Source organism: Aeromonas sp. FDAARGOS 1419 (assembly GCF_019047045.1).
Classification (GTDB): Bacteria; Pseudomonadota; Gammaproteobacteria; order Enterobacterales; family Aeromonadaceae; genus Aeromonas; species Aeromonas veronii.
In genome coordinates, this window is the sequence record NZ_CP077209.1 from 2765001 (window position 1) to 2791249 (window position 26249).

The 26249-nt window shown below is 57.5% G+C and carries 24 protein-coding genes and 1 tRNA gene (1 of these 25 only partly in view); 13 read left to right on the forward strand and 12 right to left on the reverse strand.

Going from position 1 to position 26249, the window contains the following annotated elements; translation table 11 throughout:
• From I6L49_RS12385 to I6L49_RS12400, 4 genes are all read right to left on the reverse strand, one after another.
• Positions 1-987: the 5' portion of a bifunctional diguanylate cyclase/phosphodiesterase gene (locus I6L49_RS12385; RefSeq protein ID WP_005358159.1), read on the reverse strand. 945 nt of this gene lie to the left of the window's left edge; only the first 987 of its 1932 coding nucleotides appear in the window; it begins with the start codon at positions 985-987; its stop codon lies beyond the left edge, outside the window.
• A 23-nt stretch (positions 988-1010) separates the two neighbouring features.
• Positions 1011-1511, reverse strand: a complete 501-nt coding sequence (locus tag I6L49_RS12390; RefSeq protein ID WP_019444953.1) for a molybdopterin-binding oxidoreductase — start codon at positions 1509-1511, stop codon at positions 1011-1013.
• A 102-nt stretch (positions 1512-1613) separates the two neighbouring features.
• Positions 1614-3248 carry a chaperonin GroEL gene (gene groL / locus I6L49_RS12395; protein ID WP_005340575.1) on the reverse strand — a complete coding sequence of 545 codons (1635 nt, stop codon included), beginning with the start codon at positions 3246-3248 and terminating at the stop codon, positions 1614-1616.
• 43 nt (positions 3249-3291) lie between these two features.
• Positions 3292-3585, reverse strand: coding sequence for a co-chaperone GroES (locus I6L49_RS12400; RefSeq protein WP_005340573.1), 294 nt, complete (start codon positions 3583-3585; stop codon positions 3292-3294).
• A gap of 260 nt (positions 3586-3845) precedes the next feature.
• Here I6L49_RS12400 and I6L49_RS12405 point away from each other — a divergent pair, with 260 nt between their 5' ends.
• On the forward strand, positions 3846-5180 hold the full coding sequence (locus I6L49_RS12405) for an MATE family efflux transporter (RefSeq protein ID WP_254127611.1): 1335 nt from the start codon (positions 3846-3848) through the stop codon (positions 5178-5180).
• A 34-nt stretch (positions 5181-5214) separates the two neighbouring features.
• Here I6L49_RS12405 and I6L49_RS12410 read toward each other — a convergent pair whose 3' ends face one another.
• Positions 5215-5691: an FxsA family protein gene (locus I6L49_RS12410; RefSeq protein WP_216949647.1), complete on the reverse strand. Its 477-nt coding sequence runs from the start codon at positions 5689-5691 to the stop codon at positions 5215-5217.
• A gap of 442 nt (positions 5692-6133) precedes the next feature.
• Here I6L49_RS12410 and aspA point away from each other — a divergent pair, with 442 nt between their 5' ends.
• Positions 6134-7576, forward strand: a complete 1443-nt coding sequence (aspA, locus tag I6L49_RS12415) for an aspartate ammonia-lyase (protein WP_005340569.1) — start codon at positions 6134-6136, stop codon at positions 7574-7576.
• 125 nt (positions 7577-7701) lie between these two features.
• Positions 7702-9021 carry an anaerobic C4-dicarboxylate transporter gene (locus I6L49_RS12420; RefSeq protein WP_021229055.1) on the forward strand — a complete coding sequence of 440 codons (1320 nt, stop codon included), beginning with the start codon at positions 7702-7704 and terminating at the stop codon, positions 9019-9021.
• Positions 9022-9263: 242 nt separating this feature from the next.
• On the opposite strand, the gene tsaD is transcribed toward I6L49_RS12420, so the two are convergent.
• The gene (gene tsaD, locus I6L49_RS12425) at positions 9264-10277 is read right to left on the reverse strand and encodes a tRNA (adenosine(37)-N6)-threonylcarbamoyltransferase complex transferase subunit TsaD (protein WP_216949648.1); all 1014 of its coding nucleotides are present in this window, start codon (positions 10275-10277) and stop codon (positions 9264-9266) included.
• A 179-nt stretch (positions 10278-10456) separates the two neighbouring features.
• Between tsaD and rpsU the strand changes: the two genes are divergently transcribed.
• The 5 genes from rpsU (at position 10457) to I6L49_RS12450 (ending at position 15350) form a co-directional block, all read left to right on the forward strand.
• The gene (rpsU, locus tag I6L49_RS12430) at positions 10457-10672 is read left to right on the forward strand and encodes a 30S ribosomal protein S21 (RefSeq protein ID WP_005309452.1); all 216 of its coding nucleotides are present in this window, start codon (positions 10457-10459) and stop codon (positions 10670-10672) included.
• Positions 10673-10687: 15 nt separating this feature from the next.
• Positions 10688-11131, forward strand: coding sequence for a GatB/YqeY domain-containing protein (locus tag I6L49_RS12435; RefSeq protein WP_005349081.1), 444 nt, complete (start codon positions 10688-10690; stop codon positions 11129-11131).
• Positions 11132-11219: 88 nt separating this feature from the next.
• Positions 11220-13007, forward strand: a complete 1788-nt coding sequence (dnaG, locus tag I6L49_RS12440) for a DNA primase (protein ID WP_216949649.1) — start codon at positions 11220-11222, stop codon at positions 13005-13007.
• 222 nt (positions 13008-13229) lie between these two features.
• Positions 13230-15086 carry an RNA polymerase sigma factor RpoD gene (gene rpoD, locus I6L49_RS12445; protein ID WP_005340563.1) on the forward strand — a complete coding sequence of 619 codons (1857 nt, stop codon included), beginning with the start codon at positions 13230-13232 and terminating at the stop codon, positions 15084-15086.
• A 187-nt stretch (positions 15087-15273) separates the two neighbouring features.
• Positions 15274-15350 (forward strand) — tRNA-Ile (locus I6L49_RS12450).
• A gap of 164 nt (positions 15351-15514) precedes the next feature.
• On the opposite strand, the gene I6L49_RS12455 is transcribed toward I6L49_RS12450, so the two are convergent.
• The 4 genes from I6L49_RS12455 to purH all read right to left on the reverse strand — a co-directional run bounded on the left by I6L49_RS12455 (position 15515) and on the right by purH (position 19695).
• On the reverse strand, positions 15515-16069 hold the full coding sequence (locus I6L49_RS12455; protein ID WP_005358118.1) for a cytochrome b/b6 domain-containing protein: 555 nt from the start codon (positions 16067-16069) through the stop codon (positions 15515-15517).
• Entirely contained in the window at positions 16050-16424 is a 375-nt protein-coding gene (locus I6L49_RS12460) for a cytochrome b562 (protein WP_139430050.1), read from the reverse strand. The genes I6L49_RS12455 and I6L49_RS12460 overlap by 20 nt, the downstream gene beginning before the upstream one ends.
• A gap of 277 nt (positions 16425-16701) precedes the next feature.
• On the reverse strand, positions 16702-17988 hold the full coding sequence (purD, locus tag I6L49_RS12465) for a phosphoribosylamine--glycine ligase (protein WP_005341242.1): 1287 nt from the start codon (positions 17986-17988) through the stop codon (positions 16702-16704).
• A gap of 114 nt (positions 17989-18102) precedes the next feature.
• Positions 18103-19695, reverse strand: coding sequence for a bifunctional phosphoribosylaminoimidazolecarboxamide formyltransferase/IMP cyclohydrolase (purH, locus tag I6L49_RS12470; RefSeq protein ID WP_216949650.1), 1593 nt, complete (start codon positions 19693-19695; stop codon positions 18103-18105).
• A gap of 416 nt (positions 19696-20111) precedes the next feature.
• Between purH and zntR the strand changes: the two genes are divergently transcribed.
• Both zntR and I6L49_RS12480 read left to right on the forward strand, forming a co-directional pair.
• Positions 20112-20567 (forward strand): Zn(2+)-responsive transcriptional regulator, encoded by a 456-nt coding sequence (gene zntR, locus I6L49_RS12475; protein ID WP_005341244.1) that lies wholly within the window; start codon positions 20112-20114, stop codon positions 20565-20567.
• A 214-nt stretch (positions 20568-20781) separates the two neighbouring features.
• Positions 20782-21021 carry an alternative ribosome-rescue factor A gene (locus I6L49_RS12480; protein WP_254127472.1) on the forward strand — a complete coding sequence of 80 codons (240 nt, stop codon included), beginning with the start codon at positions 20782-20784 and terminating at the stop codon, positions 21019-21021.
• Positions 21022-21236: 215 nt separating this feature from the next.
• Here the strand turns inward: I6L49_RS12480 and hemW are convergent, their stop codons facing one another.
• Both hemW and rdgB read right to left on the reverse strand, forming a co-directional pair.
• Positions 21237-22382: a radical SAM family heme chaperone HemW gene (gene hemW / locus I6L49_RS12485; protein WP_216949651.1), complete on the reverse strand. Its 1146-nt coding sequence runs from the start codon at positions 22380-22382 to the stop codon at positions 21237-21239.
• Between the two features lie 90 nt (positions 22383-22472).
• Complete coding sequence (rdgB, locus tag I6L49_RS12490; protein ID WP_139461316.1) at positions 22473-23069, reverse strand: RdgB/HAM1 family non-canonical purine NTP pyrophosphatase; 597 nt, start codon at positions 23067-23069, stop codon at positions 22473-22475.
• Between the two features lie 238 nt (positions 23070-23307).
• Here rdgB and I6L49_RS12495 point away from each other — a divergent pair, with 238 nt between their 5' ends.
• The 3 genes from I6L49_RS12495 (at position 23308) to I6L49_RS12505 (ending at position 26214) form a co-directional block, all read left to right on the forward strand.
• A complete protein-coding gene (locus I6L49_RS12495) occupies positions 23308-24471 on the forward strand; it encodes a multidrug effflux MFS transporter (protein ID WP_216949652.1) in 1164 nt (387 codons plus the stop codon).
• A 135-nt stretch (positions 24472-24606) separates the two neighbouring features.
• Positions 24607-25656, forward strand: coding sequence for an oxidoreductase (locus tag I6L49_RS12500; protein ID WP_216949653.1), 1050 nt, complete (start codon positions 24607-24609; stop codon positions 25654-25656).
• A 309-nt stretch (positions 25657-25965) separates the two neighbouring features.
• Positions 25966-26214, forward strand: coding sequence for a hypothetical protein (locus I6L49_RS12505; protein ID WP_005340533.1), 249 nt, complete (start codon positions 25966-25968; stop codon positions 26212-26214).
• Positions 26215-26249: the final 35 nt, after the last annotated feature.

Genomic DNA, 26249 nt, shown 5'->3' on the forward strand with positions numbered 1-26249 from the left:
GGCAATCCCGATCCCGACTTCAAGCCGGAAGGGATAGTTGTCATAGACGATATCTTGCTTCAGCGCATGCAGCAGTCGTGCTACCAGCTCCCTGACCTGACGCAGATCGCTGCTGCCACGCTGGATAATGGCAAATTGATCCCCCCCAAGACGTCCGCTCCACTCTCCCTCTTCGCAGAGCACTCGGATCCGGGTGGCAAACTCACAAAGCAGATAATCACCAGTGTCATAGCCAAACTTGCTGTTGATATCCCTGAAGTCGTTGATATCGACCAGCACCAGCCCAAACGGCACCTCCTGTGTGGCGTACAACTCCATCCGCTCCAGCAAAGCAACCCGATTGGACAACCCGGTCAGCGGATCCCGTCTGGCCGCTCTGAAATGGCGTCGCCCTTCATATATAAGCAGCATGCTGAGCAGCAGCACCGACATGACCAGACCGGAGACCATCAGCAACAAGGCATTGCGCAATTGGCCAAAATGGCGATCGTTCTCGGAATAGACGTTAATGTTCTTCTGCATCACAGAAGCGAGGGAGTAAGAGAGCGGCTCTTGCAGCGGGGCAAGGCGCATCATGATCTGTTGATAGTCAGATGCTCCGCTCTGCAACTTGGTGATGTCGGGCTCTATTTGGCGAATATTGGTTTCAATCAGCTGCACCAGACGCAAGGTTTTCTGCTTGTCCTGCATGCTCTTGCGCAGCTGGCCGCTCAACAGGATGGGCGTTCTGCTCCAGAGAATGTCATAACGCAACATCAAAGTGTCATGATCAATCCCGCCATAGTGATAGACCTCTACCGCATTGAGGAAACGCCCGAGCTCCAGCTGCAACTGCATCAGCGCCCAAGAGACATCATAGGTGTATTTCTCCATAGCTCTGGTCGCATTCTGGATTTGCATCAGGCAATAGAGGGTGCTCCCGGTAAACAACAGGATGGATACATACAGAATGACGAGCAGTGGCCACGCCCTGGTCTTTCCTTTCACCCCATGCTCCCGTGCTGTTTTTATCAGTGCTGAATGTCTATCAAATCCAGCTGCCAGATCATCATGTCGGTATATTCGGATCGCTTCAATTCCGGATATTGATCAAGAGGCAGCATAAACCAGACCGGCCCCTTGTCACGCACCCGCATGACAGCGCCGTTGTCTTCCCATGCGAGAATGGGCTCGTATTTGGCAACCTTGTCCCATTCAATGCGGACCTGGAAACTGTTCAGCGCCGTCAACGTAATGGTCTTGCCATCCGCACCGACTGCAGCCAACACATCTGCCAGTTTTGGGCCTCTGTAGGTGTGTGGTTTATCCACCCACGGGTTGCCGGTCACTATCTCATGTTGCGGCAGAGCCTGCAGTTTGGCCAGATCAAACAACACCTTGCCATCAACTTCGTCTGCCGACCTGATGTTGCCACCGACTTTCAGGATCACCGGCCCAGTCAGCGCCTCAGCAGCCATCACCGGCATGATGACCAATGAACACAGTAGTGTCAGCCAACCAAACATTTTCATATCGCCCCCAGATTTGCTGTCTCAACAGACTCAGTTTAGCCAGATATAAAAAAACGGCTCGCCTTGAGCGAGCCGTTTGTCAAACAGAGCAAGGGGGGATGATTACATCATGCCCATGCCACCCATGCCGCCCATGTCAGGCATGGCAGGGGTATCTTTCTTCGGCAGTTCGGTGACCATGCACTCGGTGGTGATCATCAGACCGGCGATGGAAGAGGCAAACTGCAGGGCGGAACGGGTTACCTTGGTCGGATCCAGGATGCCCATGGCCAGCATGTCGCCATACTGTTCGCTATAAGCGTTGTAACCGAAGTTGCCTTCGCCGTTCTTCACTGCGTTGGCAATGACGGAGGCTTCTTCACCGGCGTTGATAACGATTTGACGCAGCGGGGCTTCCATGGCGCGCAGGGCAACCTTGATACCGACGTTCTGGTCTTCGTTGTCACCGCGCAGACCCGCCAGTTTGGCAGCAACGCGAACCAGCGCAACACCACCACCGGCAACCACACCTTCTTCAACCGCGGCGCGGGTAGCGTGCAGGGCATCTTCAACGCGTGCTTTCTTCTCTTTCATCTCGACTTCGGTGGCTGCGCCAACCTTGATCACGGCAACACCGCCAGCCAGCTTGGCTACGCGCTCTTGCAGCTTCTCACGATCGTAGTCGGAAGAGGTCTCTTCGATCTGCTGACGGATCTGGGCAACACGGCCTTCGATCACACCGGCATCACCCACGCCATCGATGATGGTGGTGTTCTCTTTGGTGATGACGATGCGCTTGGCACGACCCAGATCTTCCAGAGTCGCTTTTTCCAGCTCCATGCCAACTTCTTCAGAGATGACGGTGCCGCCAGTCAGTACGGCGATATCCTGCAGCATGGCTTTGCGACGGTCACCGAAGCCAGGCGCCTTGACGGCAGCCACTTTCACGATACCGCGCATGGTGTTGACCACCAGAGTCGCCAGGGCTTCGCCTTCTACGTCTTCAGCAACAATCAGCAGCGGCTTGCCAGCTTTGGCAACGCCTTCCAGCACCGGCAGCATTTCGCGGATGTTGGAGACTTTCTTGTCAACCAGCAGGATGAACGGGTCGTCCAGTTCAACAGAACCTGTCTCTTGCTTGTTGATGAAGTAGGGGGACAGGTAGCCGCGGTCGAACTGCATACCTTCAACAACTGCCAGCTCATCTTCCAGACCCTGACCATCTTCAACGGTGATGACGCCATCGCGACCCACTTTGTCCATGGCTTCGGCAATCAGCTTGCCCACTTTCTCGTCGGAGTTGGCGGAGATGGTGCCCACCTGAGCGATGGCATTGCTGTCGGCACACGGCTGAGACAGCGCTTGCAGCTCGGCAACAGCAGCCACAACGGCCTTGTCGATACCGCGCTTCAGATCCATCGGGTTCATACCGGCGGCAACGGCTTTCAGACCTTCGTTGACGATAGCCTGAGCCAGAACGGTTGCAGTAGTGGTACCGTCACCGGCGGCATCGTTCGCCTTGGAAGCCACTTCCTTGACCATCTGGGCGCCCATGTTCTGGAACTTGTCTTCCAGCTCGATTTCGCGCGCAACAGAAACACCATCTTTAGTTATGGTCGGGGCGCCGAAGGACTTGTCCAGCACCACGTTGCGGCCTTTCGGGCCCAGAGTCACCTTGACGGCATCAGCCAGGATGTTTACGCCTTCCAGCATCTTGATGCGGGCTTCGTTACCAAACTTAACGTCTTTAGCTGCCATTTTTCTTCAATCCTTAAATCAATTCGGGGAAAAGGAGGATGGATTACTCTTCGACAATCGCCAGGATGTCGGTTTCGGAGAGGATCAGGACGTCCTGACCATCCAGCTTCTCGGTCTTCACACCGTAGCCTTCGTTGAAGATAACCTTGTCACCAACCTTCACGGCCAGCGCTTTGACTTCGCCATTATCCAGGATGCGACCAGTCCCCACGGCAAGCACTTCACCACGGGTGGACTTCTGGGCCGCAGTACCAGTCAAGACGATACCGCCGGCAGATTTGGCTTCAGCTTCGATGCGCTTGATGATGACGCGGTCGTGCAGTGGACGAATTTTCATCGATAACTCTCCCAAAATGAGTCTCATTGTTGCTTTGAGGAATGGCCGTTCCAGGCCAAATTAGATATGTCCCTGATGTGGGGCAGAGTTGCTAACCCTTCAAGGGCAAATACAAAAAAAATTTTTTCACGTACTATAAACATCTTCGATGGTTCAGCCATGTCCGCACTCTGGAGCAAGGTCGGTTCAAGCCGCCCGGTTTCCATGCCAGAACCTTCAAAGCCAGCTGTAGAGACGAGCCCTTGACCCGCACCAACCCCATGCTGACAGCCCCTATTCCGGTCGTACTGCGCCAGATGACGGGCCCCATGATCTTCGGCATCATCGCCATTCTGGCCTTCAATCTGGTCGATACCTTTTTTATCGGTATGCTGGGAACCGAAGCTCTGGCTGCCATCAGTTTTACCTTTCCTGTCACTTTTGTGGTTACCTCGCTGGCGATGGGATTGGGCGCCGGATTGTCAGCGGTGATCGGTCATACTCTGGGGCAGGGCAAACACGATGAGGCGGCCCATCTCGCCACCGACAGCCTGTTTCTGGCGGTGATCATGGTGGCCCTGCTCTCCGCTGGGGGGGCTCTCACCATCAAGCCTCTGTTTACTCTGCTGGGGGCCAGTGCCGAGCTTATCTCCCTCATCCATGACTACATGCTGATCTGGTATCTCACCGTCCCCATGCTGGTGCTGCCCATGGTGGGCAATGCCGCCATCCGGGCGACCGGCGATACCAAAACCCCCAGCCTAGTGATGGCAGTAGCCGGGCTGGTCAACGGGGTACTGGATCCTCTGTTGATCTTCGGTATCGGCCCCTTTCCAGAATGGGGGATCCGCGGGGCAGCCATCGCCACCTCTATCTCCTGGTTGATGGCGATGCTGGTCAGCCTCTATATCCTGCGTCATCGGGAGGGCTTGCTGCTGTGGCACCTCTCGCCGCGGACTCGGTTGCTATGCCACTGGCGGGCGTTACTCCATGTCGCCGTCCCCGCCTCTTTTACCAATATGCTCAACCCCCTGGCCAATGCGGTGCTGATGACGATCTTTGCAGGACTGGGTACCGAGGTGGTGGCCGCTTACGGCGCCGCGTCGCGGGTCGAGGCGCTGTTGCTGATTGTGATGATGGCCCTCGCCTCCGTACTGGCCCCTTTCATCTCGCAAAACTGCGGCGCTGGCAATCCGGCCCGCGCCAAGGCTGCGCTGCAAAGCTGCATGAGGTTTGCGTTGCTGTTCCAGCTCGCCATCTATGGCCTGACCTGGCTACTGGCGCCACTCATCGCCAACCTGTTCAGCGATCATCCGCAGGTTATTCGCCTCATCATTCTCTATCTGCATCTGGTGCCGATCGGTTACGGCTTTCAGGGCATGGTGATGCTGCTGGCCTCGGCGCTAAATGGCGTGCGAGCATCCAGTATTTCGTTCTTGTTCAACGGATTGCGACTGTTTGGTTTTCTGTTGCCAGGAGCCTGGCTGGGGGCAAAGCTGGGAGGAGAACAGGGGATATATCTGGGAATACTGCTGGCCAATCTGGCGGCGGGCACCCTCGCATGGTGGTATGCCCGACACCGCTTCGAGGCCTTGTGCCATCAGGGCAAACCCTGATTCAGTCACTCGCCTCGGGTTTTCGTCTCGTCGATTACTCTTTACGCTCAAATTCGCCTTCGATAGTGGTGCCGCCCTGCTTGGCGTTCTCCAGATGATCATCGGACGGTGCGTTGCCAAACGGCGATTGAGTACGCTGGAAACCGCCCATCTGCATCCGGAACTGGCTGCTGCCGATCAGCTTGTCAGCCAGTTTGTTGCGCAGCCAAGGTTGCAGCAACAGCACACCGAAAATGTCGGTCACGAAACCCGGGATAATCAGCAGCAAGCCAGCCAATGCCAGCATCATGCCCCCCATCACCTCGCGGCCTGGCATCTCGCCCATCTGCATCTTTTGCTGGGCGCTGAACAGGGTCTTGATCCCTTCACTGCGCACCAGCGAGGAGCCCAATACCGCAGTCAGGATGAGCAAGCCGACAGTCGGCAGCGCCCCGATTACCGAGCCGACCTCGATCATCACGGTGAGCTCCAGCACAACCAGACCCACCAACAACAAAAACAACTTGCCCATATCCACTCCAGCACCGGTAAATTGAGAAAAAGTGGCGCCCATCCAACGATGGTCAGAGGCGATTTTGCCGCCCCGTCATCACCACTTTCTGCCCTGAATAAATGGGGGCAGCCCCCCTCTTTTCAAGTTGGTCAACTGACTCCTACGTCATCAGCAATCTAAAAAACCAGCAAAAAGTCACAAAAACTTATAAAAATCATCACGATAAAAACTTCATAACATATGTGTACTTTTCTCAAAGTAATTTGAAAATGTCGCAAATTTAGTGATCCACCTCTAATAACCGATACCTCAATTGGAGTAGTATATTGATTAGTTTTTCGGGAGGTCATTCTCCCAACCGCCCCACTCGATGTGTGGTGCTTCAGGATGAGCTGTGCGCAAGGAACTCGCGACCACTCGGTGAGGATTTTTCCATTTATCTGATTTCTGAGGCATTACAATGAGCGACATCAAGAACGTCCGCATTGAAGAAGACCTGCTGGGCACCAAAGAAGTTTCCAATGATCTCTACTACGGTGTGCACACCCTGCGCGCTGTCGAGAACTTCAAGATCAGCTCTCAGAAGATTTCTGACGTTCCGGAATTCGTCCGCGGTATGGTGCTGACCAAGAAGGCCGCTGCGCTGGCAAACGGTGAACTGGGTACCATCCGTCCTGAAATTGCTGACAAGATCGTAGAAGCCTGCGACCTGATGCTGAACACTGGCAAATGCTTCGACCAGTTCCCGGTCGACGTTTACCAGGGTGGTGCCGGCACCTCCGTCAACATGAACACCAACGAAGTACTGGCCAACATCGCCTTGGAAATCATGGGTCTGGAGAAAGGTCGTTACGACGTCATCAACCCGAACGATCACGTCAACAAGTGCCAGTCCACCAACGATGCCTACCCGACCGGCTTCCGCGTTGCTGTGGTCAACAGCACTGACGTGACTCTGCACGCGCTGGAGCACCTGATCGCGGCATTCGATGCCAAAGCGAAAGAGTTCAAAAACATCCTGAAGATGGGCCGTACCCAGCTGCAAGATGCGGTTCCGATGACCCTGGGTCAGGAGTTCCACGCATTCGCCGTGACCCTGCGTGAAGAGATCAAGTCCATCAAGCGTTGCCAGGAGCTGCTGCTGGAAGTGAACCTGGGCGCGACCGCCATCGGTACCGGTCTGAACACTCCGCCCGAGTACTCTGCACTGGCCATCAAGCGTCTGGCCGAGATCACCGGTCGTGCCTATGTGCCGGCAGAAGATCTGATCGAAGCGACCTCCGACTGTGGCGCCTACGTCATGCTGCACGGCGCCATCAAGCGTCTGGCCATGAAGCTGTCCAAGATCTGTAACGACCTGCGTCTGCTCTCCTCCGGCCCGCGCACTGCACTGAAAGAGATCAACCTGCCGGAAATGCAGGCGGGTTCCTCCATCATGCCGGCCAAGGTCAACCCGGTTATCCCGGAAGTGGTCAACCAATCCTGCTTCAAGGTATTCGGTAACGACATCACCATCACCTTCGCCGCCGAAGCCGGTCAGCTGCAGCTGAACGTCATGGAGCCGGTGATTGGTCAGGCGATGTTCGAATCCCTGAGCCTGATGGAAAAAGCCTGTATTTCCCTGCGCGAGAAGTGCGTGGAAGGTATCACCGCCAACCCGGAAATCTGCATGAATCACGTGCTGAACTCCATCGGTATCGTGACCTACCTGAACCCCTTCATCGGCCACCACGAAGGGGATATCGTCGGCAAGATCTGTGCCCAGACTGGCAAGAACGTCCGTGAAGTCGTTCTTGAGCGCGGTCTGCTGAGCGCCGAGCAGCTGGACGAAATTCTCTCCATCGAGAACCTGATGAACCCGCAATACAAAGCCAAGCGTTTCACCCGCGAAGCTGCCGTATAAGCGAGTATGGGCCGGGATCTTCTCGGCCCATAAAGTCAGTTCCCGATTGGTCTTTATCCCCAGCCCGATCGGGAATTGGCTTTTTGCCAAATAAAAACCAAAAACTAAAAAATGGAGTTATCGCTATGATTGGAATCGAGTTACTTGTCGTGCTCGCCGCTATCTATCTGGGGGCCCGGATAGGCAGCATCGGCATCGGCTTTGCCGGTGGTCTGGGGGTACTGGTCTTGACGTGGGGTCTGGGCATGCCCATCCCGAGCGATCAACTGGTCAGCTACATCCCTTGGGATGTGATCATGATCATCGCATCCGTCATCTGTGCCATCGCCTGTATGCAACTGGCTGGCGGGATGGACTACCTGGTCTTCCTGGCAGAAAAAGCGCTGCGTAAGAACCCCAAATACATCACCTTCGCCGCCCCGGTGGTCACCTACCTGATGACCATGCTGGCCGGTACCGGTCATACCGCCTTCTCTACCCTGCCGGTGATCGCTGAAGTGGCCAAAGAGCAAGGGATCCGCCCATCCCGTCCGCTCTCCATCGCGGTTGTCGCCTCCCAGATCGCCATCACAGCTTCCCCGATCTCTGCCGCTGTGGTTGCCTTCTCCGGTATGCTCGAGCCGTTCGGTGTTGACTACCTTACCCTGCTGGCCATCTGCATCCCCTCTACCTTCCTGGCCTGTATCCTGGGCGCCTTCATTGCCAACATGATGGGCAAGCCGCTGGAGCAGGACGAAGTCTATCTGGAGCGTAAAGCCAAGGGCCTGATCAAACTGCGTGGTACTACCAAGCTCGAGATCAAACCGTACGCCAAACTGTCTGTCTGGATCTTCATCGCTGCCATCGTTGCTGTCATGGCTTATGCCACTGCCATCTCCGGTAAAGTAGGCCTGATCACCAACCCGCCGATCCCCCGCGATGGCGCCATCATGGGCATCATGCTGGCCGCGGCCACCATCATGACTCTGGTGTGCAAACTGGACGCAACTCAAGTGACCAACATGCCGACCTTCAAGTCCGGTATGTCCGCCTGTATCTGCGTACTGGGTGTGGCCTGGCTGGGTAACGTCTTCGTGAAAGGCAACATGGACACCATCCAGCTGATCGCCGGCGACCTGCTGAACCAGTACTCCTGGCTGCTGGCCGTGGTGCTGTTCTTCGCCGCCATGCTGCTCTATTCACAAGGTGCGACCACCAAAGCACTGATGCCTGCCGCACTGGCACTGGGTGTCAGTCCGCTGACTGCGATTGCCTCTTTCGCAGCTGTGAGCGCCCTGTTTGTACTGCCGACCTACCCGACCCTGCTGGCCGCGGTAGAGATGGACGACACCGGCTCCACCCGTATCGGTAAGGCGGTCTTCAACCACCCCTTCTTCGTACCGGGCACCGCCACCATCGCCATCGCCGTGGCGCTGGGCTTCTTCTTCGGCGGCATCCTGCTGTAATCTATTGCCTGCCAATTACCAAACAAAAATCCCCGCCAGTTGGCGGGGATTTTTTTATCTCTTTACTCTGTGCTTTGCAGTCTGCCAGCACGAGAGCTGACCTCTTATACGGGTGGCTCAACCACGGCGACAGCAGCCAAAGCAACAGCGAGCCAACAGCGCTATAACCGCCGCAGCCGGATTGCAGGAGCAGTAGGCCACCATGGTACTCACCACCACGCCAGAAGGCGGGATCCGTCGGATCAGACCGGATCCAGGGTATCCAGCGGCCAGCGCGGCACGGCTTTGACCGCCAGCGGTTCGAACACGCCCGCTTTCAGGCGCTGCATACCGGCATAGGCAATCATGGCGCCGTTATCGGTGCAATATTCAGTGCGCGGATAGAACACCTCGCCCTTGAGGGTCTCCATCAGCTCGGCCAGCTGGGCACGCAGATGACGGTTGGCACTGACGCCACCGGCGACCACCAGACGCGTGAGACCGGTCTCTTTCAAGGCACGACGGCACTTGATGGCCAGGGTATCAACCACCGCATCTTCAAACGCCCGAGCGATATCGGCACGGGTCTGTTCATCATCACCATTGGCGGCGATGGTGTTGGCTGTGAAGGTCTTGAGGCCGGAGAAGCTCATGTCGAGCCCGGGACGGTCAGTCATGGGACGGGGGAAGTGGAAGCGCCCGGTAGTGCCCTTCTCGGCCAGACGGGAGAGTAGCGGACCACCCGGATAGTCCAGCCCCATCAGCTTGGCGGTCTTGTCGAACGCTTCGCCTGCGGCATCATCGATGGATTCCCCCAGCAGCTGATAGCTGCCGATGCCGTCGACCCGCACCAGCATGGAGTGACCACCGGAGACCAGCAGCGCCACGAAGGGGAACTCGGGGGCCTTTTCTTCCAGCATGGGGGCCAGCAGGTGCCCTTCCATATGGTGGACGGCGATAGCAGGCTTGTTCCATGCCATCGCCAGCGAACGACCAATAGTGGCGCCCACCAGAATGGCGCCAACCAGACCCGGACCCGCGGTATACGCGATGCCGTCGATGTCATCTTTGCCCAGTCCCGCCTCTTGCAATGCGGCCTGGATCAACGGGATCGTCTTGCGAACATGATCCCGGCTGGCGAGTTCGGGGACGACGCCACCGTAGTCCGCATGCAGCTTGACCTGGCTGTATAACTGATGGGAAAGGATCCCTTTTTGATCGTCGAAGATCGCGATCCCGGTTTCGTCACAGGATGTCTCTATGCCCAATACACGCATTGCTAAAAAATTTCACTGCTAAAATGAGACGGCTATGGTAACCTTCGCGGGTTTTTTAAACCAGAGCGATCTCTGCGGGTTTACTTTCATTCCCTGTCCAGAGTATAATTTCGCACCATTTTAAGACATGCTGATCGATTGAAGGTCAGCTAACAATTTATCACTGAGGTGAAAGGCACATGCCAGTAATCAAAGTCCGTGAAAATGAGCCGTTTGACGTTGCTCTGCGTCGTTTCAAGCGTTCTTGCGAAAAAGCCGGTATCCTGTCCGAAGTTCGTAGCCGTGAGTTCTACGAGAAGCCGACTACCATTCGTAAGCGCGCCAAAGCGTCTGCTGTCAAGCGTCACGCCAAGAAGCTGTCTCGCGAAAACGCACGTCGTATCCGCCTGTACTAATCGGGAGATATTGCCGTGTCTCTGAAGGATCAACTCAAGGATCAGCAAAAACTCGCCATGCTTGCCAAAGATAAGGCACGTCTGGGAGCGATCCGCTTGTTGATGGCAGAAATCAAGCAACGTGAAGTCGATACCCGTATCGAGCTGAATGATGAGGATATCCTCGCTGTCGTGACCAAAATGGTCAAACAGCGCCGCGATTCCATCAGCCAATTTGAAGCTGCAGGTCGCCAGGATCTCGCCGACAAAGAGTCCGCCGAGATCGTTGTGTTGCAGGAATTCCTGCCGCAACAGCTGACCGCAGATGAAATTGCCGCCCTGATCGAGCAAGCCATCACTGAAAGTGGTGCTGCCGTCATGGCTGATATGGGCAAGGTCATGGCTGTCTTGAAGCCGAAAATTCAGGGGCGTGCCGATGTCGGCGCCGTCAGTGCTCAGGTGAAAACCCGCTTGGCGTAACAGGCAACTCTCTTGTTTGGTCTAAGAAGCCGTGCTTCCCTTGGAATGCGCGGCTTTTTTATTTTCTCCGCAATGAAACAGGACGGTTATGGCAGGCAGGATCCCCCAATCCTTTATCGACGATCTGCTCGTACGCACAGACATAGTCGAGCTGATCGACTCGCGAGTGCGGCTGAAAAAAGCCGGTAAGAACTACCAGGCTTGCTGCCCTTTTCATAACGAAAAAAGCCCCTCTTTTACCGTCAGCCAGGAGAAGCAGTTCTACCACTGTTTCGGTTGTGGCGCCCACGGCAACGCCATCGGCTTTGTCATGGAGTACGACGGTCTCGAATTTCCCGATGCTATCGAAGAGCTCGCCAGCATGCAGGGCATGCAGGTGCCTCGCGAGCAGAGTATCGGCGGCTCGGCCAATAGTCAGCCCGCCGTTAGCAAGGATCTGTTCGAGCTGATGAACCAGATCGCCCGCTTCTACGAGAGCAACCTCAAGAGTGCTCCCCATGCGGTGGAGTATCTCAAAGGCCGCGGTCTGACCGGTGAAGTGGTCAAACGATTCAACATTGGCTATGCACCGAGCGATTGGGATCAGGTGCGCCGACGCTTCGGCGCCAGCCGGGATCACGAACAGCTGCTTATCTCGGGCGGCATGCTGATCACCCGTGACAATGGCCCGGGCAGCTATGACCGTTTCCGCGATCGCATCATGTTCCCGATCCGCGACAAGCGTGGCCGGGTCATCGGTTTCGGTGGCCGGGTACTGGGTGATGGCACCCCCAAGTACCTGAACTCGCCGGAGACCCCCATCTTCCATAAAGGGAGGGAGCTGTTCGGTCTCTACGAGGTGAAGCAGGCACACAAGGATCCACGCCGGATCCTGGTGGTGGAAGGCTACATGGATGTGGTGGCACTCGGTCAGTACGACATCGACTATGCGGTGGCGGCGCTGGGTACTGCAACGACCAGCGACCATATCCACACCCTGTTTCGCACCACTGCCGAGGTAGTCTGCTGCTACGACGGTGACAACGCCGGTCGTGAAGCCGCCTGGCGCGCGCTGGATAATGCCCTCCCTCATCTGCAGGATGGCCGCGAGCTGAAGTTCGTGTTTCTGCCCGATGGCGAGGATCCCGACTCGCTGGTACGCCAGATCGGCAAGGAGGGCTTTGAAGCCCTGCTCGATAAAGCCCAACCGTTCGCCGACTTCATGTTCGATCGTCTCGGGCGGGATGCCGCCCTCTCCGGTGAAGCAGGCAAGTTTGAAGTGGCCAACAAGGCCGCCGAACTTATTCGCCGCGTACCGGAAGGGTTTACCCGCGAAGGGCTGATCACTCGTCTCTCCAGCATGATGCGTTGGGGTGAGAACAAGCAGCGCATCGCCGAGCTCTTTGCCCGTAACAGTCAGCCCAAGACCGAAGTCAACAAACCCAAGGCAGCCAAGCTGACGCCACTGCGGCGTGCGCTGGCACTGATGGTGCAATATCCGGCAGTAACGGCTGAGCTCCCCCCCATGCCGGAATTGGCCGGACTACGCGTACAGGGCATCAAGTTCCTGCTGCAACTGCACCAGCAAATCCTGGCACAGCCCGGTATCACAACCGGTATCCTGCTGGAACACTGGCGTGGTACCAAGGAGGGAGAGATCCTTGCTCAGCTGGCCATGCACGACCTGTTCGAGGAGATCAAACTCGATCAGGAGCCGGATATTCTGGGAGAATTGCAGGACACCTTCGTCGGCTTCATCAACCAGTTTCTGAAACAGCGGATCGAAGAATTGCAGGCCAAAGTGGCTCAGGAAGGACTAAGCTCCGAAGAAACCCAAGAGCTGATGATGCTGATAAGAGAGGTGCAAATTGAGAAAAGAAATGAGAGTGGGGCTTGATATTTGAGTGATTAGTCCCAATATGGATAACGTCGCCCGAATCGACGGGATGAAAAGCAAAAATTTTATAACCGCCTGGCCCCGACAATACTGCGGGCAGGGGTTTCTCATGACCGACGCCGCAACCAGACATAGCATGTCTGGCGGTTTTCTATTAGAATTGGCTATTTGCGCAGCAGCGCACTGTACGCGCAACCTAGCAACACCAACCGGATGAGTTCTATGGAGCAAACCCCGCAGTCTCAGCTTAAACTCCTCGTTGCCAAAGGTAAAGAACAGGGCTACCTGACCTATGCCGAGGTGAACGATCACCTCCCGCAAGACATTGTCGATTCAGACCAGATCGAAGACATCATTCAGATGATCAACGATATGGGCATTCAAGTGGTTGAAAACGCTCCGGATGCCGATGACCTTATCATGGCTGAAGGTGGTACCGCCGATGAGGACGCTGCCGAAGCAGCGGCCCAGGCTCTGGCATCTGTTGAATCTGAGATTGGTCGCACGACCGATCCCGTCCGCATGTACATGCGGGAAATGGGTACCGTCGAACTGCTGACCCGTGAAGGCGAAATCGACATCGCCAAGCGGATCGAAGACGGTATCAACCAGGTACAAAGCTCCGTAGCCGAGTACCCTGAAGCAATTACTTACCTGCTCGAACAGTACGACAAGTACGAAGCCGAGCAGCTGCGTCTCTCTGACATCATCTCTGGCTTTATTGACCCGAACGAAACTGAAGATATGGCGCCTACCGCCACGCATATCGGTTCCGAGCTCGGCGAAGACGATCTGGCCGACGAAGATGAAGAGGACGAAGAAGACGAAGACGAAGATGGCGACAGCTCTGACGACGACGGTGACGGTGGTCCGGATCCGGAAGTCGCTCGCGAGAAGTTTGGTGAACTGCGTGCCCAGTATGAAGTGACCCGCCTCTCCATTCAGAAGAATGGTCGCGCGCACGAAGATACCCAGGCCGCCATCGCCCAGCTGGCAGATGTATTCCGTCAATTCCGCCTGATGCCCAAGCAGTTCGATCGCCTGGTCAACAACATGCGTGAAATGATGGAGCGCGTCCGCGTGCAGGAACGCATCATCATGAAGCTCTGCGTTGAGCAGGCCAAGATGCCGAAGAAAACCTTCGTCGCGGCCTTCACCAACAACGAGTGTGAAACTGCCTGGTTCGAATACCAGAAGCAGGCAGGCAAAGCCTGGTCTCCCCGTCTGGTTGAAATGGACGAGGATATTCAGCGCGCCATCGGCAAGCTGCAGCAGATTGAAGAAGAGACCGGTCTGTCGATTGCCCAGATCAAGGATATCAACCGCCGCATGAGCATCGGTGAGGCCAAGGCCCGCCGTGCGAAGAAAGAGATGGTTGAGGCCAACTTGCGTCTGGTTATCTCTATCGCCAAGAAGTACACCAACCGTGGTCTGCAGTTCCTGGATCTGATCCAGGAAGGCAACATCGGTCTGATGAAGGCGGTAGACAAGTTTGAATACCGTCGTGGCTACAAGTTCTCGACCTATGCTACCTGGTGGATCCGTCAGGCCATTACCCGCTCCATCGCGGATCAGGCCCGTACCATCCGTATCCCGGTACATATGATCGAGACCATCAACAAGCTCAACCGTATCTCCCGTCAGATGCTGCAGGAGATGGGTCGCGAACCGAACCCGGAAGAGCTGGCGATGCGCATGGGCATGCCGGAAGACAAGATCCGCAAGGTACTGAAGATCGCCAAAGAGCCTATCTCTATGGAGACGCCCATCGGTGATGATGAAGATTCCCACTTGGGCGACTTTATCGAAGATACCACCCTGGCTCTGCCAGCGGATGCGGCGACCAGCGAAAGCCTGCGCAACGCCACCCGCGAAGTGCTGGCTGGCCTGACCGCCCGCGAAGCCAAGGTACTGCGGATGCGTTTCGGTATCGACATGAACACTGACCACACCCTAGAGGAAGTGGGCAAACAGTTCGACGTTACCCGTGAGCGTATTCGTCAGATCGAAGCCAAGGCACTGCGCAAACTGCGCCACCCGAGCCGCTCGGAAGTGCTGCGCAGCTTCCTGGACGAATAGTCCTGACCCTGTGTCAAACTGCTCTGCCAAAGCCCCGCCATGCGGGGCTTTGTTTTGTCTGACATTTACACTTGCGACCCGCTTTACACCCTCTATCGACCTGGACAATTAGTCGCCAAGTGGTTGATATGCCTATAGACTGCCCTTTCCTCTTCCCCTATAATCCACGCCGCTAAACGCACAATTTGGCCCCTTAGCTCAGTTGGTCAGAGCAGTCGACTCATAATCGATTGGTCGTGGGTTCAAGTCCCCCAGGGGCCACCAAATTAGAAAAGGCCGCTCATCATGAGCGGCCTTTTTGCATCTGCTGATCGGGCAATGTCCCGTGATAAGCTCGATGAGGTCATAGAAAAGACCCGCCATGGGCGGGTCTGGGCAGGGTCCGGATCAGGCGCCTCACTCAGAGACAAGGAGCCTAATGCTGAGCCTCAGGTTTGCTCGTTGCTGCCGCTCTGGATGGATGAGCGACGCCCGGCGGGTAGCATCCGAGTAACCAGATTGCTGCGCTGACGCCAGGAGGTGAAGACGATGGCCAGCAGGTGCAGACCTATCAGCCCCTGTAGCGCCACCACGCACCACTCATGCCACTCGTCAGCCCCCAGTTCAAATCCCGTCTCGGTATTTTGAAACCAGCCGCTGCCAGCTGTGGCCAGCACAACCAGCCAGAGCGCCCACACGGCCAGCTTGCCGCTACCGTGATGACCCGGTGCCGGAGGCTGTCGCTCACGCATCTCGCGTGCTTGCTGGCGAAAATCCTCACCACTGGGAATGAGGGCACCAAGGCGAGCGTAGCCACGGGCAAAAGTAAGCCCCCAGAGCAGACGCAAGGAGACCAGCCCAATGGCGCCGTAACCCAGCCACTCGTGCCACTCCTCCCCCGCTTCGTTAACCCAGAGGTTGCCGATGCAGACCGCCGCCAAGCCCCAGTGGGTCAGGCGAACCAGCGGATCCCAGCGAAAGGGCTCACCCTTTTTGCTTGGCATATTTGTGGTACTCCTTCTTCAGGTCGTTGACCTTGGCCAGATGTTCGCGCGCCTTTGCCTCATCACCCGCCTTGAGTGCGGCCAGGCTGGCGTCCAGCTCGGTCTGTACCTCGTTCATCCCTTCAAGGAATTTCTCTTTCTTGGCAGCCGGCATGTTCTTCTGCTTGGCCACATCCAGCTGGGCCTTCATCTCGTTGATGTGCTTCTCCATGGTGGCTGCATCATCAGCCTTGACGGCCTGCTTGTAGTTGAAGCCAATCTTCTTCATCGGCTGTTCCAGATCACCCGCCACGACAGGCAGGGTCATCAGGCCAAACATCAGGGGCAGCAGCAGGGGGCGGACGGTTTTCAACATGGGATTTCCTTATATAACGACATGCTCGAATTGTTAGGGGTACTTATGAATCCAAACAAGAATTCATCACCAGCATGATGCCATGACTCATGGTGAAACGTTTGTGAAAAATGCTGTTTTTTGTGGCAAATAGTGACAGATATGCCGCGCTTGTTTGCGCTTGGTAACTGATTGAACGCTGGTGACGCGCAGCATGAGGATGGTTGAAAGCGGTAAACAACGACAAAAAACCCCGCCGTAGCGGGGTCTGAATCAGCTGACCATTTGCTGGTGCCAGTTACTCCTGTTCGCGAGCAATGGCGCGCCAGCCGATATCCTTGCGGTAGAAGACACCATCCCACTTGATGCGGCCAGCGAGCTGATAGGCACGCTGCTGGGCTTCTGCCACAGTGTGGCCGAGGGCGGTGGCGCACAACACGCGGCCGCCAGCAGTCAGGCTGGTATCGCCCTCCAGGCGGGTACCGGCATGGAACACCTTCTCGCCCGCCACTTCATCCACCGGCAAGCCGCTGATGGGGTGGTTGGTGCTGTAATCGCCGGGATAGCCACCCGCCGCCAACACCACGCCGATAGCGGCGCGGGGATCATAGATGGCCTCTTTCTGATCCAGCTTGCCTGCGCAAGCGGCCAGGCAGAGCTCCACCAGATCGGATTGCATCCGCAGCATGATGGGCTGGGTCTCGGGATCGCCAAAGCGGCAGTTGAACTCGATAACCTTGGGATTGCCTGCGCCGTCGATCATCAAACCGGCGTAAAGAAAACCGGTGTAGACGTTGCCCTCGGCCGCCATGCCGCGCACAGTCGGCATGATCACCTGCTCCATCACGCGTCGATGTACCTCGGCGGTCACTACAGGCGCCGGGGAGTAAGCCCCCATACCGCCGGTGTTGAGGCCGGTATCACCGTCGCCAACCCGCTTGTGATCCTGACTGGTGGCCATCGGCAGCACGTGCTCGCCATCGACCATGACGATGAAGCTTGCCTCTTCACCCTCCAGAAACTCCTCAATCACCACCCGGGAGCCCGCTTCGCCAAAGGCATTGCCGGAGAGCATGTCGCGCACCGCGTCTTCCGCCTCCTGCAAGGTCATGGCGACAATCACCCCCTTGCCCGCCGCCAGACCATCGGCCTTGATGACGATGGGGGCACCCTTCTCGCGCAAGTAGGCGAGCGCAGGCTCCACTTCGGTGAAGTTCTGGTACTCGGCGGTCGGAATGGCGTGACGGGCCAGGAAATCCTTGGTGAAAGCCTTGGAGCCTTCCAGCTGGGCAGCGGCAGCGGTCGGGCCAAAGATCGGCTGACCGGCGGCGCGGAAGGCATCCACCACCCCTTTCACCAGCGGCGCTTCCGGCCCGACGATGGTGAGGCCGACCTGCTTCTCTTTGGCAAAGGCCAGCAGCCCTTCGATATCGGTCGCCTCGATGGCGACGTTCTCGACACCCGGCTCAAGCTGGGTGCCTGCGTTGCCCGGCGCCACAAAAACGTGACGTACCAGTGGGGAGTGTTTGGCCTTCCAAGCCAGAGCGTGTTCGCGGCCACCGTTGCCAATGATCAGTACTTTCATCGTATCGCTCGCTTCTATTTGTGGTCACCAGGCGGCCTCTCTGGCCGTCAGTCAGTGGAAATAGTCAGTTGAAAAGAGACAACAAAAGGGCCGCCATCGGCAGCCCCTGACCCATCAATGACGGAAATGGCGCATGTTGGTGAACACCATGCACATGCCGTGCTCGTCGGCGGCATCGATCACCTCCTGATCGCGCATCGAGCCACCCGGCTGGATCACGCAGGAGATACCGGCCTGCGCGGCAGCATCGATACCGTCGCGGAACGGGAAGAAGGCATCGGAGGCCATCACGGAGCCCGCCACGGTCAGCCCTTCGTCCGCAGCCTTGATACCGGCGATTTTGGCCGAATAAACACGGCTCATCTGGCCTGCGCCGACGCCGATGGTCTGGCCATCTTTGGCGTAGACGATGGCGTTGGATTTGACGAACTTGGCCACTTTCCAGCAGAACAGCAGATCCTGCAGCTCGGCCTCGGTCGGCTGACGCTTGCTGACCACTGTCAGGTCGCCCAAAGTCACCATGCCGAGATCCCGTTCCTGTACCAGCAGGCCGCCGTTGACGCGCTTGAGGTCAAACCCTTGCGCCGGAGCCGTCCACTGACCGCATTCGAGCAGACGCACGTTTTGCTTGGCGGCGACCGCATCGCGGGCCTCCTGGCTGACGCTCGGGGCGATGATCACTTCGACAAACTGGCGGGCAACGATGGCAGCGGCAGTGGCGCCATCCAGCTCACGGTTAAAGGCGATGATGCCGCCGAAGGCAGAGGTGGGGTCGGTCTGGTAAGCGCGATCGTAGGCACTCAGCAGGTCGTTACCGATGGCCACGCCGCAGGGGTTGGCATGCTTGACGATGACGCAGGCTGGCTCGTCGAACTCCTTCACACACTCCAGTGCCGCATCGGTATCAGCGATGTTGTTGTAGGAGAGCGCCTTGCCCTGCAGCTGGACAGCACTGGAGACGGAACCCGGAGCGGCATGCTCTTCGGCGTAGAAGGCGGCTGCCTGATGGCTGTTCTCGCCGTAACGCATGTCCTGCTTCTTGATGAACTGGCTGTTGAAGGTGCGCGGGAAGCGGGACTCCTCGTCACCCTCCTTGTTGTCACCGTAGGAAGGAACCATGGTGCCGAAGTAGTTGGCGATCATGCAGTCGTAGGCGGCTGTGTGCTCGAATGCGGCGATGGCCAGATCGAAACGGGTCGCCAGTTTCAGGCTGTTGCCGTTGGCATCCATTTCGCGAATAACCCGATCATAGTCGGCAGCTTTGACGACGATAGCGACATCTTTATGGTTTTTGGCGGCAGAACGCACCATGGTCGGGCCGCCGATGTCGATGTTCTCGACCGCATCCGCCAGGGTGCAGCCCGCTTTGGCCACGGTAGCAGCAAAGGGGTAGAGGTTGACGACAACCATGTCGATGGGGGAGATAGCGTGCTGGGCCATGATGGCGTCATCCTGATCCCGACGGCCGAGGATGCCGCCATGAACCTTGGGATGCAGGGTCTTGACCCGGCCATCCATCATTTCAGGGAAACCCGTGTAGTCGGAGACCTCGGTCACCGGCAGACCCGCCTCGCCAAGCAGCTTGGCGGTACCGCCCGTGGAGAGCAGGGCAACACCACGCTCGTTGAGTGCCTTGGCAAATTCCAGAATGCCAGTTTTGTCAGACACACTCAGCAGTGCACGGCGAATGGGTCGAGCTTGTTCCATCACACTATCGTCCTCAACATAACGGGGACCGTTCCATGGGAGGCGAGGCTCAACACAGAGAGTCCCCAAATAAATGGAAGTGGGGGATTTCGCAAACCACTCTCGCCCCAACATCCGGCAAAAGCGTTTTAAGAAATGCCCGCTTGGTGCGGCGCTCTGTTATGGGCGCGTATTCTACACAAAAAATGTGACCTGTGGTGGATTTTTTGAAACAGCAAAGCCTTATTTGGCGCGGCGTTAAACGTTTTCCACTTGATTTTCTCGAAACGTTTGCACTTTCAGTGTTTTATGGGAAAAAGGGTCGCCAGGAGATGTTTATCTGCCCCTTTTATGCCATTGGCTGGCAATCCATGGGCAAAGGGGTGATAGTGGATTCCGGTTTTTGTGGCGGCATACATTCAAGGGGAGAAAAGGGCATGTATCGGATCGGTGAACTGGCCAAGGCGTGCGGGGTCAAGGCAGATACCCTGCGTTTTTACGAGAAGAACGGGCTTATCTCACCGGGGATCCGCAACGAATCCGGCTACCGCCTCTACAGCGAGCAGGACAAGCGGCGGCTGGAGTTCATCATTCGCGCCAAGTCGGTGGGATTCTCGCTGGCCGATATCGGCGAGCTGCTCGACCTCGATACCAACAAGGCCAAAGTCACCTGTCAGGAGGTGAAAGCGGTAGCCGACACCAAGCTGGCCCAGGTGGAGCAGAAGATCATCGAACTGACCCGCTTTCGCGACAATCTGCGCGAGCTCTCCAATATCTGCTGCGGCGGCCCCCGCTCGGCGGAGCACTGCGCCATCCTCGAGACGCTGGAATCTGGCGCCCCGGCCCATCACGAGCATCACAGCCACGACCAGCATGACCCGGTTCATGGCTGACATGGTATGCCTGACTGAGCGTGCCTAGCTCAGTGTGACTGACTCGGCGCCGCCGACGCATTGCTCTGGCGGCGATTTGGTGACAAAATCGCCGCGTTTTTAACCGGTGCCAGTGCATCCGGTTGCCGGGTGCTCAGCTGAACAGGCGCTCGCAGCGAAAACCACCATCCAGACACAAGAATCAACACACCAAGAGAAAAGAAGAGGAGCCATCATGGCCAAAATTCGGGTCGACCAACCCGTCCTCCCCCGTGAGGAAAATGCGCAAGGGGGCAACTATGCCCATCAGCGCGGCGAGATAAAGGATAACTATCTGCATGCCCTGCTCTGTGATCCCCTGTTTCGCAGCCGGGTCGAGCGCAACAAGAAGGGCAAGGGGAGTTACCAGCGCAAGGCCAAATTTGGCAAGCGGTGGGAGCCCGGCCAACAGCAGATGATCCGCGTCTGCTGCTGAGCGGGTTTCTACCGACCATAAACAATCAGGGCGCCATGGGCGCCCTGATTGTTATCTCGAAACACGGTTCGCCAAAACTGGCTCACGACCTGTCGCGAGAAGCTGTCAGCGAGGTGAAGAGCAGCGCAGGAACCGGAACGTATAGATATACGTGAGGCTTCCGAGCAGCGCATGAACCTTGATCACGGCTTCGCAGCCAGATCGTGAGCCAGTTTTCACTCATCCATAAAGAGTTCGAGCAATACGTTGAGATAGCGATGGCCGAGAGAAGTGAGCTGCCAGCTATCCCCCAGATCCTCGATAAGTTCCTTGCTCCGTGCGATGGCGAGCACTGTCTCCACCCGCTCCAGCGGCAGGCCGGTATAGGCCTCGAACTCCGCCTTGGGGGCCGGTTCAAACAGGCGGAAGCGGTTCATAAAGTATTCGAGCGGCAGATCGTCTGCCGTCACCTGCCACTGCTCGTCCAGATAGGGGCGACTCTTGTCCAGATACCCTTTCGGATGCTTCACCTTGGCGGTGCGCAGGATCTGCTGATTCACGAGATCGGTCACCTTGCCGTGAGCACCACAGCCGATCCCCAGATAGTCACCAAAGCGCCAGTAGTTGAGGTTGTGATGGCACTGATAGCCCTCTTTGGCGTAAGCCGAGATCTCGTACTGGCGATAACCGCTGGCGGTGAGCATGGTGTGGCCCTGCTCATAGATATCCCACAGGGTGTCATCTTCCGGCAGTTTGGGCGGTTTGGAGGCAAATGCCGTGTTCGGCTCTATGGTGAGCTGATACCAGGAGAGGTGCGGCGGGGCGCAGTCGATAGCCTGCTGCAGGTCATAAAGGGCATCATCCAGACTCTGATCCGGCAGACCGTGCATCAGATCCAGATTGAAGGTGGGCAACTTGATGGCATGGGCCAGTGCCGCGGCCTTGCGCGCCTCTTCCGGGCCGTGAATGCGGCCAAGGCGGGTGAGCTTCTCCTGCTGGAAGCTCTGCACCCCGATGGAGATACGGTTGATGCCGGCGCGCTGGAAACCGGCGAACTTGTCCGCCTCCACCGTGCCCGGGTTCGCCTCCATGGTGATCTCGCAATCTGTGGTGAGCGGAATGCGGGCCCGTACCCCGTCCAGCAAAGCTTGCATCGCCTCCACCGTCAACAGACTGGGGGTGCCGCCGCCGATAAAGATCGAGGAGAGCGGCCGTCCCTGCGCCCACTTCAGATCCTGATCCAGATCCTCCAGCAGAGCGGCGACATATTCGAGGTGAGGCAACTCCCCCTTCTGGGCATGGGAGTTGAAGTCACAGTAAGGGCACTTCTGGACGCACCAGGGCACATGAATATAGAGAGAGAGCGGCGGCAGTTGCAGCATGGGGCTTCCAATAAAACGGGGGCTCAAGGCCCCCATTGTAGATGACTATGTGTGATTGACCGTGTGTAACCGACAAGGTGGCGAAGTGACTCAATGCGCCGCAGCCAGCGCCGCTTTGAGCTTGGCCAGCGCCTGACCGCGATGGCTCAGCTGGTTTTTCAGCTCGGCAGGCATCTGGGCGGCGGTGCAGTCGTGATCCGGCACGAAGAAGACGGGGTCATAGCCGAAACCGTGCTGACCGCGCGGCTCATCGATGATCATCCCTTCCCAGCTCGCCTGACAGATGATGGGAGTGGGATCGTCAGCGTGGCGCATATAGACCAGCACACACCAGAAGCGTGCGCTCTTCAGGTACTCGGGGGCACCTTGCAGCTCGCCGAGCAGCTTCTCGATGTTGGCCTTGTCGCCGGCACCCACACCGGCAAAGCGGGCGGAGTAGACGCCGGGGCGCCCTTGCAGCAGATCGACTTCCAGACCGGAGTCATCGGCCACGGCGGGCAGACCGGTAATACGGGAGGCGTGGCGGGCCTTGATGATGGCATTCTCGACGAAGGTGGTGCCGGTCTCATCGGCATCGGAGACCGCAAACTCGCTCTGTGGGATCACCTGGATCTTCATATCGGCCAGCATGGCGGCCAATTCCTTCACCTTTTTCTGGTTACCTGTTGCCAGGACAAGCTTGTTCATCGAGCACCTCCGCAAAAATAATCTGCGCATTCTATGCGGCGCAAGCGTTTAGTAAAAGCGTCAATTACACCCGCTGTGATGGGGTTGCGGGGGATTTGCCGCCATCGAATAACCAGCTTTTTAATACATGTTTCCATAATGGAATAACCAAAGTGATTAAATACCATTTCTATTCATTACTGTGAGTCAGTAGACTCGCGCCCCAATTCATTAACCTGGCTGACTAAAGAGGTGACAGATGCCATTGATACTTTTACTCGTACTACTGGTGCTGTTCAGTCCGCTGGCTATCGACATCTACCTGCCCGCCATTCCGCAGATGGCCGAGCAGCTGGGCGCCGAAGTGACACTGATGCAGGGCACCATCACCTGGTTCCTGTTCAGCATGGGGCTGGGGCAACTGCTTGTTGGCCCGCTGGCCGATCGCTACGGCCGCAAGCCCATCGCCCTGGGTGGCGTGCTGCTCTATGGCCTGAGCGCGCTGGGGGCCGGTTTTGCCGCCAGCCTCGGCGAATTGATGCTGGCGCGAGTGCTGCAGGGCTTCGGCGCCTGCGCTACCTCGGTCGCCGCCTTCTCGGTGGTGCGTGACAGCTACGGCCCGAAAAAGAGCGGCCAGATGATCTCCTATCTCAATGGCGCCATCTGCTTTATTCCTGCGCTGGCCCCCCTGCTCGGTGGCTGGCTCACCGCCAAGGCGGGCTGGTCTGCAAACTTCTGGTTTATGGCCGGTTATGCGCTCATCGTCGGCAGCTGGCTGATGTGGCGGATGCCGGAGACCCGCCCGGAGGAGACCCGCAGCGAAGGGGCCCTCATCAGCTGGTCTCGCTACAGCCCGGTGCTGCGCTCCCCCAGCTTCCTGTTCAACGCGGCGCTGTGCATGCTGGCGATGGCGGTGATCCTCGCTTATGTCACCGCTGCACCGGTGCAGCTGATGGTGAAACTGGGGCTCGATATGAGCGGCTTTAGCTACTGGTTTACCGCCAACGCCGCGCTCAACATTCTGGCCTGCTTCATGGCGCCGCGCTTTATCGCCAAGGTGGGGCCAAGACGCACCCTGCGCATCGGCCTGCTGGTGTTGATGCTCTCGGCCATCACCCTGACTTTGGCCATGCACATCGAACATCCGCTGGCGATGATGGGGCCGGTATTCCTCTCCAGCATCGGCTTTGCCATGATTCTGGGCTCTGCCGCCGGGATGGCGCTGGCACCGTTCGGCCACTGCGCCGGCACCGCCGCCGCCCTGCTCGGCCTGTTCCAGATGAGCGGCTCCGGCGCCCTGGTTGGTCTGACCGGCACCCTGATGCACGACCCGCTCAGCCAGCTGGCACTGCATATGTGGCTGCTGCTGCCGCCTCTGGTGATGCTGATGACCCGGCGCGGCCGCCGCTTGTGTTTGCAATAAATCCTGTGCTCTGATGGGCACACTCAGGGGGCCATCGGCCCCCTTCTCGTTTGTATCGCCTTTACAGCATATGGCCATCCGGCAGAGAGCCGGCGATGGCAACCCCACTCACTCGATGTCAGCGGAGAACTCCCGATGAGCCACACTCTCAACGCAGCCCTGGTGGGCTATGGCTTTGCAGGCAAGACCTTCCACGCCCCCTTCCTCTCCACCACACCGGGCTTGTCCCTGAGTTGGGTGGTGAGCCGCGATGCCGCCAAGGTGCAGGCCGATCTGCCCGGCTGCCGGGTCGGTTCACTGGAGGAGGTACTGAGCGATGAGACCGTCGATCTGGTGGTGATCGCCACCCCCAACGACACCCACGCTCCTCTGGCCCGCCAGGCGCTGCTGGCAGGCAAACATGTGGTGATCGACAAGCCCTTTGCACTGGATCTGGCCGAGGCGCAAGCGCTGGTCGAGCTGGCCGAAAAGCAGCAGCGGCTGCTCAGTATCTTCCACAACCGGCGCTGGGATGGAGATTTTCTTACCGTGCGCCGTTTGATTGGCGAGGGGACGCTGGGGCAGATCGCCCAGTTCGAATCCCACTTCGATCGCTATCGCCCCGAAGTGCGCCAGCGCTGGCGCGAAGCGGGTGGCCCGGGTTCCGGCCTCTGGTTCGATCTCGGCCCCCATGTACTGGATCAGGCGCTACAGCTGTTCGGCCAACCGGACTGGTTGCAGGCCGATCTGGCCGAGCAGCGCCCCGGCGCACTGGCGGACGACTACTTCCATGTGGTGCTGGGTTACGGTGCTCTGCGGGTTATTCTGCATGGCAGCTGTCTGGTCTCGGCCACCATGCCGCGCTTTGTCATTCACGGCAGCCAGGGATCGTTCGTGAAATTCGGTATGGATGTGCAGGAAGATCAGCTCAAGCAGGGCTTGCGGCCGCCAGCGGCGGATTGGGGCATGGATAGCGAATCCGGTCAGCTCAGCCGCATTGTCGATGGTCAGTTGCAGCAGCAGAGCGTGGTGGGTGAGGCGGGGGATTATGGCGCCTACTATCGCGGTGTCTGCGCCGCCATCAAGGGGAAAGGGAGCAACCCGGTGCCAGCAAGTGAAGCGCTGGCGGTGATGGCGCTGCTGGATCTGGCCCGTCAGAGCCACCTTGAGGGAAAACGGCTGCCCTGTCAGAAGCTGTCTGACTAAGGTGCGGGTCATCAGCCGCTATTGATCAACCTTGACCTTGTTAAACCGCCACAAGATGGCAGCAAAGCGGTGTTTTATTGTGCAGTTATCACTATTTAACGGCATCTTGTATTGATATCAGTCGTTGCAGTGGAGCTTTTTATCCACGGCACGAAAAAATGTCATTGTGATATCCGTTTTCATCGGTAACTAATGGGGCTATATTGCGCCCGCCTGCTGCCTCCCGGCTTCTTGTTTCAATACCGGGCAACGGTGGGCGCTGTGATGGTTGCACAGACCATCTCTCCATATTTATTTGAGGGAATGCACATGAACAAAGTACTGGTAGCCGGTATCCTGGGTCTGATGTTGACTGCTTGCGGTCAGAAAGAAGAAAAAGCTGCCGCTCCTGCTGCTGCTCCGGCCGCCGAAGTTGCTGCCACTGTAGAAAAAGCCGCTAGCGAAGCCACCTCTACCGTAGAGAAGGCCACCTCCGAAGCGACTGCAACCGTAGAAAAAGCTGCTACCGAAGCCGCTACCAAGGTTGAAGCTGCAGTGAGCGATGCCAAGGCCAACTAAGCCTGCACCTCATTCGAAGACGGGTCCGAAGGCAA

Coding starts and splice junctions, on each gene's coding strand:
- I6L49_RS12390 (WP_019444953.1), bottom strand. CDS start 1,511: ATGAAAATGTTTGGTTGGCTGACACTACTGTGTTCATTGGTCATCATG.
- groL (WP_005340575.1), bottom strand. CDS start 3,248: ATGGCAGCTAAAGACGTTAAGTTTGGTAACGAAGCCCGCATCAAGATG.
- I6L49_RS12400 (WP_005340573.1), bottom strand. CDS start 3,585: ATGAAAATTCGTCCACTGCACGACCGCGTCATCATCAAGCGCATCGAA.
- I6L49_RS12405 (WP_254127611.1), top strand. CDS start 3,846: ATGCTGACAGCCCCTATTCCGGTCGTACTGCGCCAGATGACGGGCCCC.
- I6L49_RS12410 (WP_216949647.1), bottom strand. CDS start 5,691: ATGGGCAAGTTGTTTTTGTTGTTGGTGGGTCTGGTTGTGCTGGAGCTC.
- aspA (WP_005340569.1), top strand. CDS start 6,134: ATGAGCGACATCAAGAACGTCCGCATTGAAGAAGACCTGCTGGGCACC.
- I6L49_RS12420 (WP_021229055.1), top strand. CDS start 7,702: ATGATTGGAATCGAGTTACTTGTCGTGCTCGCCGCTATCTATCTGGGG.
- tsaD (WP_216949648.1), bottom strand. CDS start 10,277: ATGCGTGTATTGGGCATAGAGACATCCTGTGACGAAACCGGGATCGCG.
- rpsU (WP_005309452.1), top strand. CDS start 10,457: ATGCCAGTAATCAAAGTCCGTGAAAATGAGCCGTTTGACGTTGCTCTG.
- dnaG (WP_216949649.1), top strand. CDS start 11,220: ATGGCAGGCAGGATCCCCCAATCCTTTATCGACGATCTGCTCGTACGC.
- rpoD (WP_005340563.1), top strand. CDS start 13,230: ATGGAGCAAACCCCGCAGTCTCAGCTTAAACTCCTCGTTGCCAAAGGT.
- I6L49_RS12455 (WP_005358118.1), bottom strand. CDS start 16,069: ATGCCAAGCAAAAAGGGTGAGCCCTTTCGCTGGGATCCGCTGGTTCGC.
- I6L49_RS12460 (WP_139430050.1), bottom strand. CDS start 16,424: ATGTTGAAAACCGTCCGCCCCCTGCTGCTGCCCCTGATGTTTGGCCTG.
- purD (WP_005341242.1), bottom strand. CDS start 17,988: ATGAAAGTACTGATCATTGGCAACGGTGGCCGCGAACACGCTCTGGCT.
- purH (WP_216949650.1), bottom strand. CDS start 19,695: ATGGAACAAGCTCGACCCATTCGCCGTGCACTGCTGAGTGTGTCTGAC.
- zntR (WP_005341244.1), top strand. CDS start 20,112: ATGTATCGGATCGGTGAACTGGCCAAGGCGTGCGGGGTCAAGGCAGAT.
- I6L49_RS12480 (WP_254127472.1), top strand. CDS start 20,782: ATGGCCAAAATTCGGGTCGACCAACCCGTCCTCCCCCGTGAGGAAAAT.
- hemW (WP_216949651.1), bottom strand. CDS start 22,382: ATGCTGCAACTGCCGCCGCTCTCTCTCTATATTCATGTGCCCTGGTGC.
- rdgB (WP_139461316.1), bottom strand. CDS start 23,069: ATGAACAAGCTTGTCCTGGCAACAGGTAACCAGAAAAAGGTGAAGGAA.
- I6L49_RS12495 (WP_216949652.1), top strand. CDS start 23,308: ATGCCATTGATACTTTTACTCGTACTACTGGTGCTGTTCAGTCCGCTG.
- I6L49_RS12500 (WP_216949653.1), top strand. CDS start 24,607: ATGAGCCACACTCTCAACGCAGCCCTGGTGGGCTATGGCTTTGCAGGC.
- I6L49_RS12505 (WP_005340533.1), top strand. CDS start 25,966: ATGAACAAAGTACTGGTAGCCGGTATCCTGGGTCTGATGTTGACTGCT.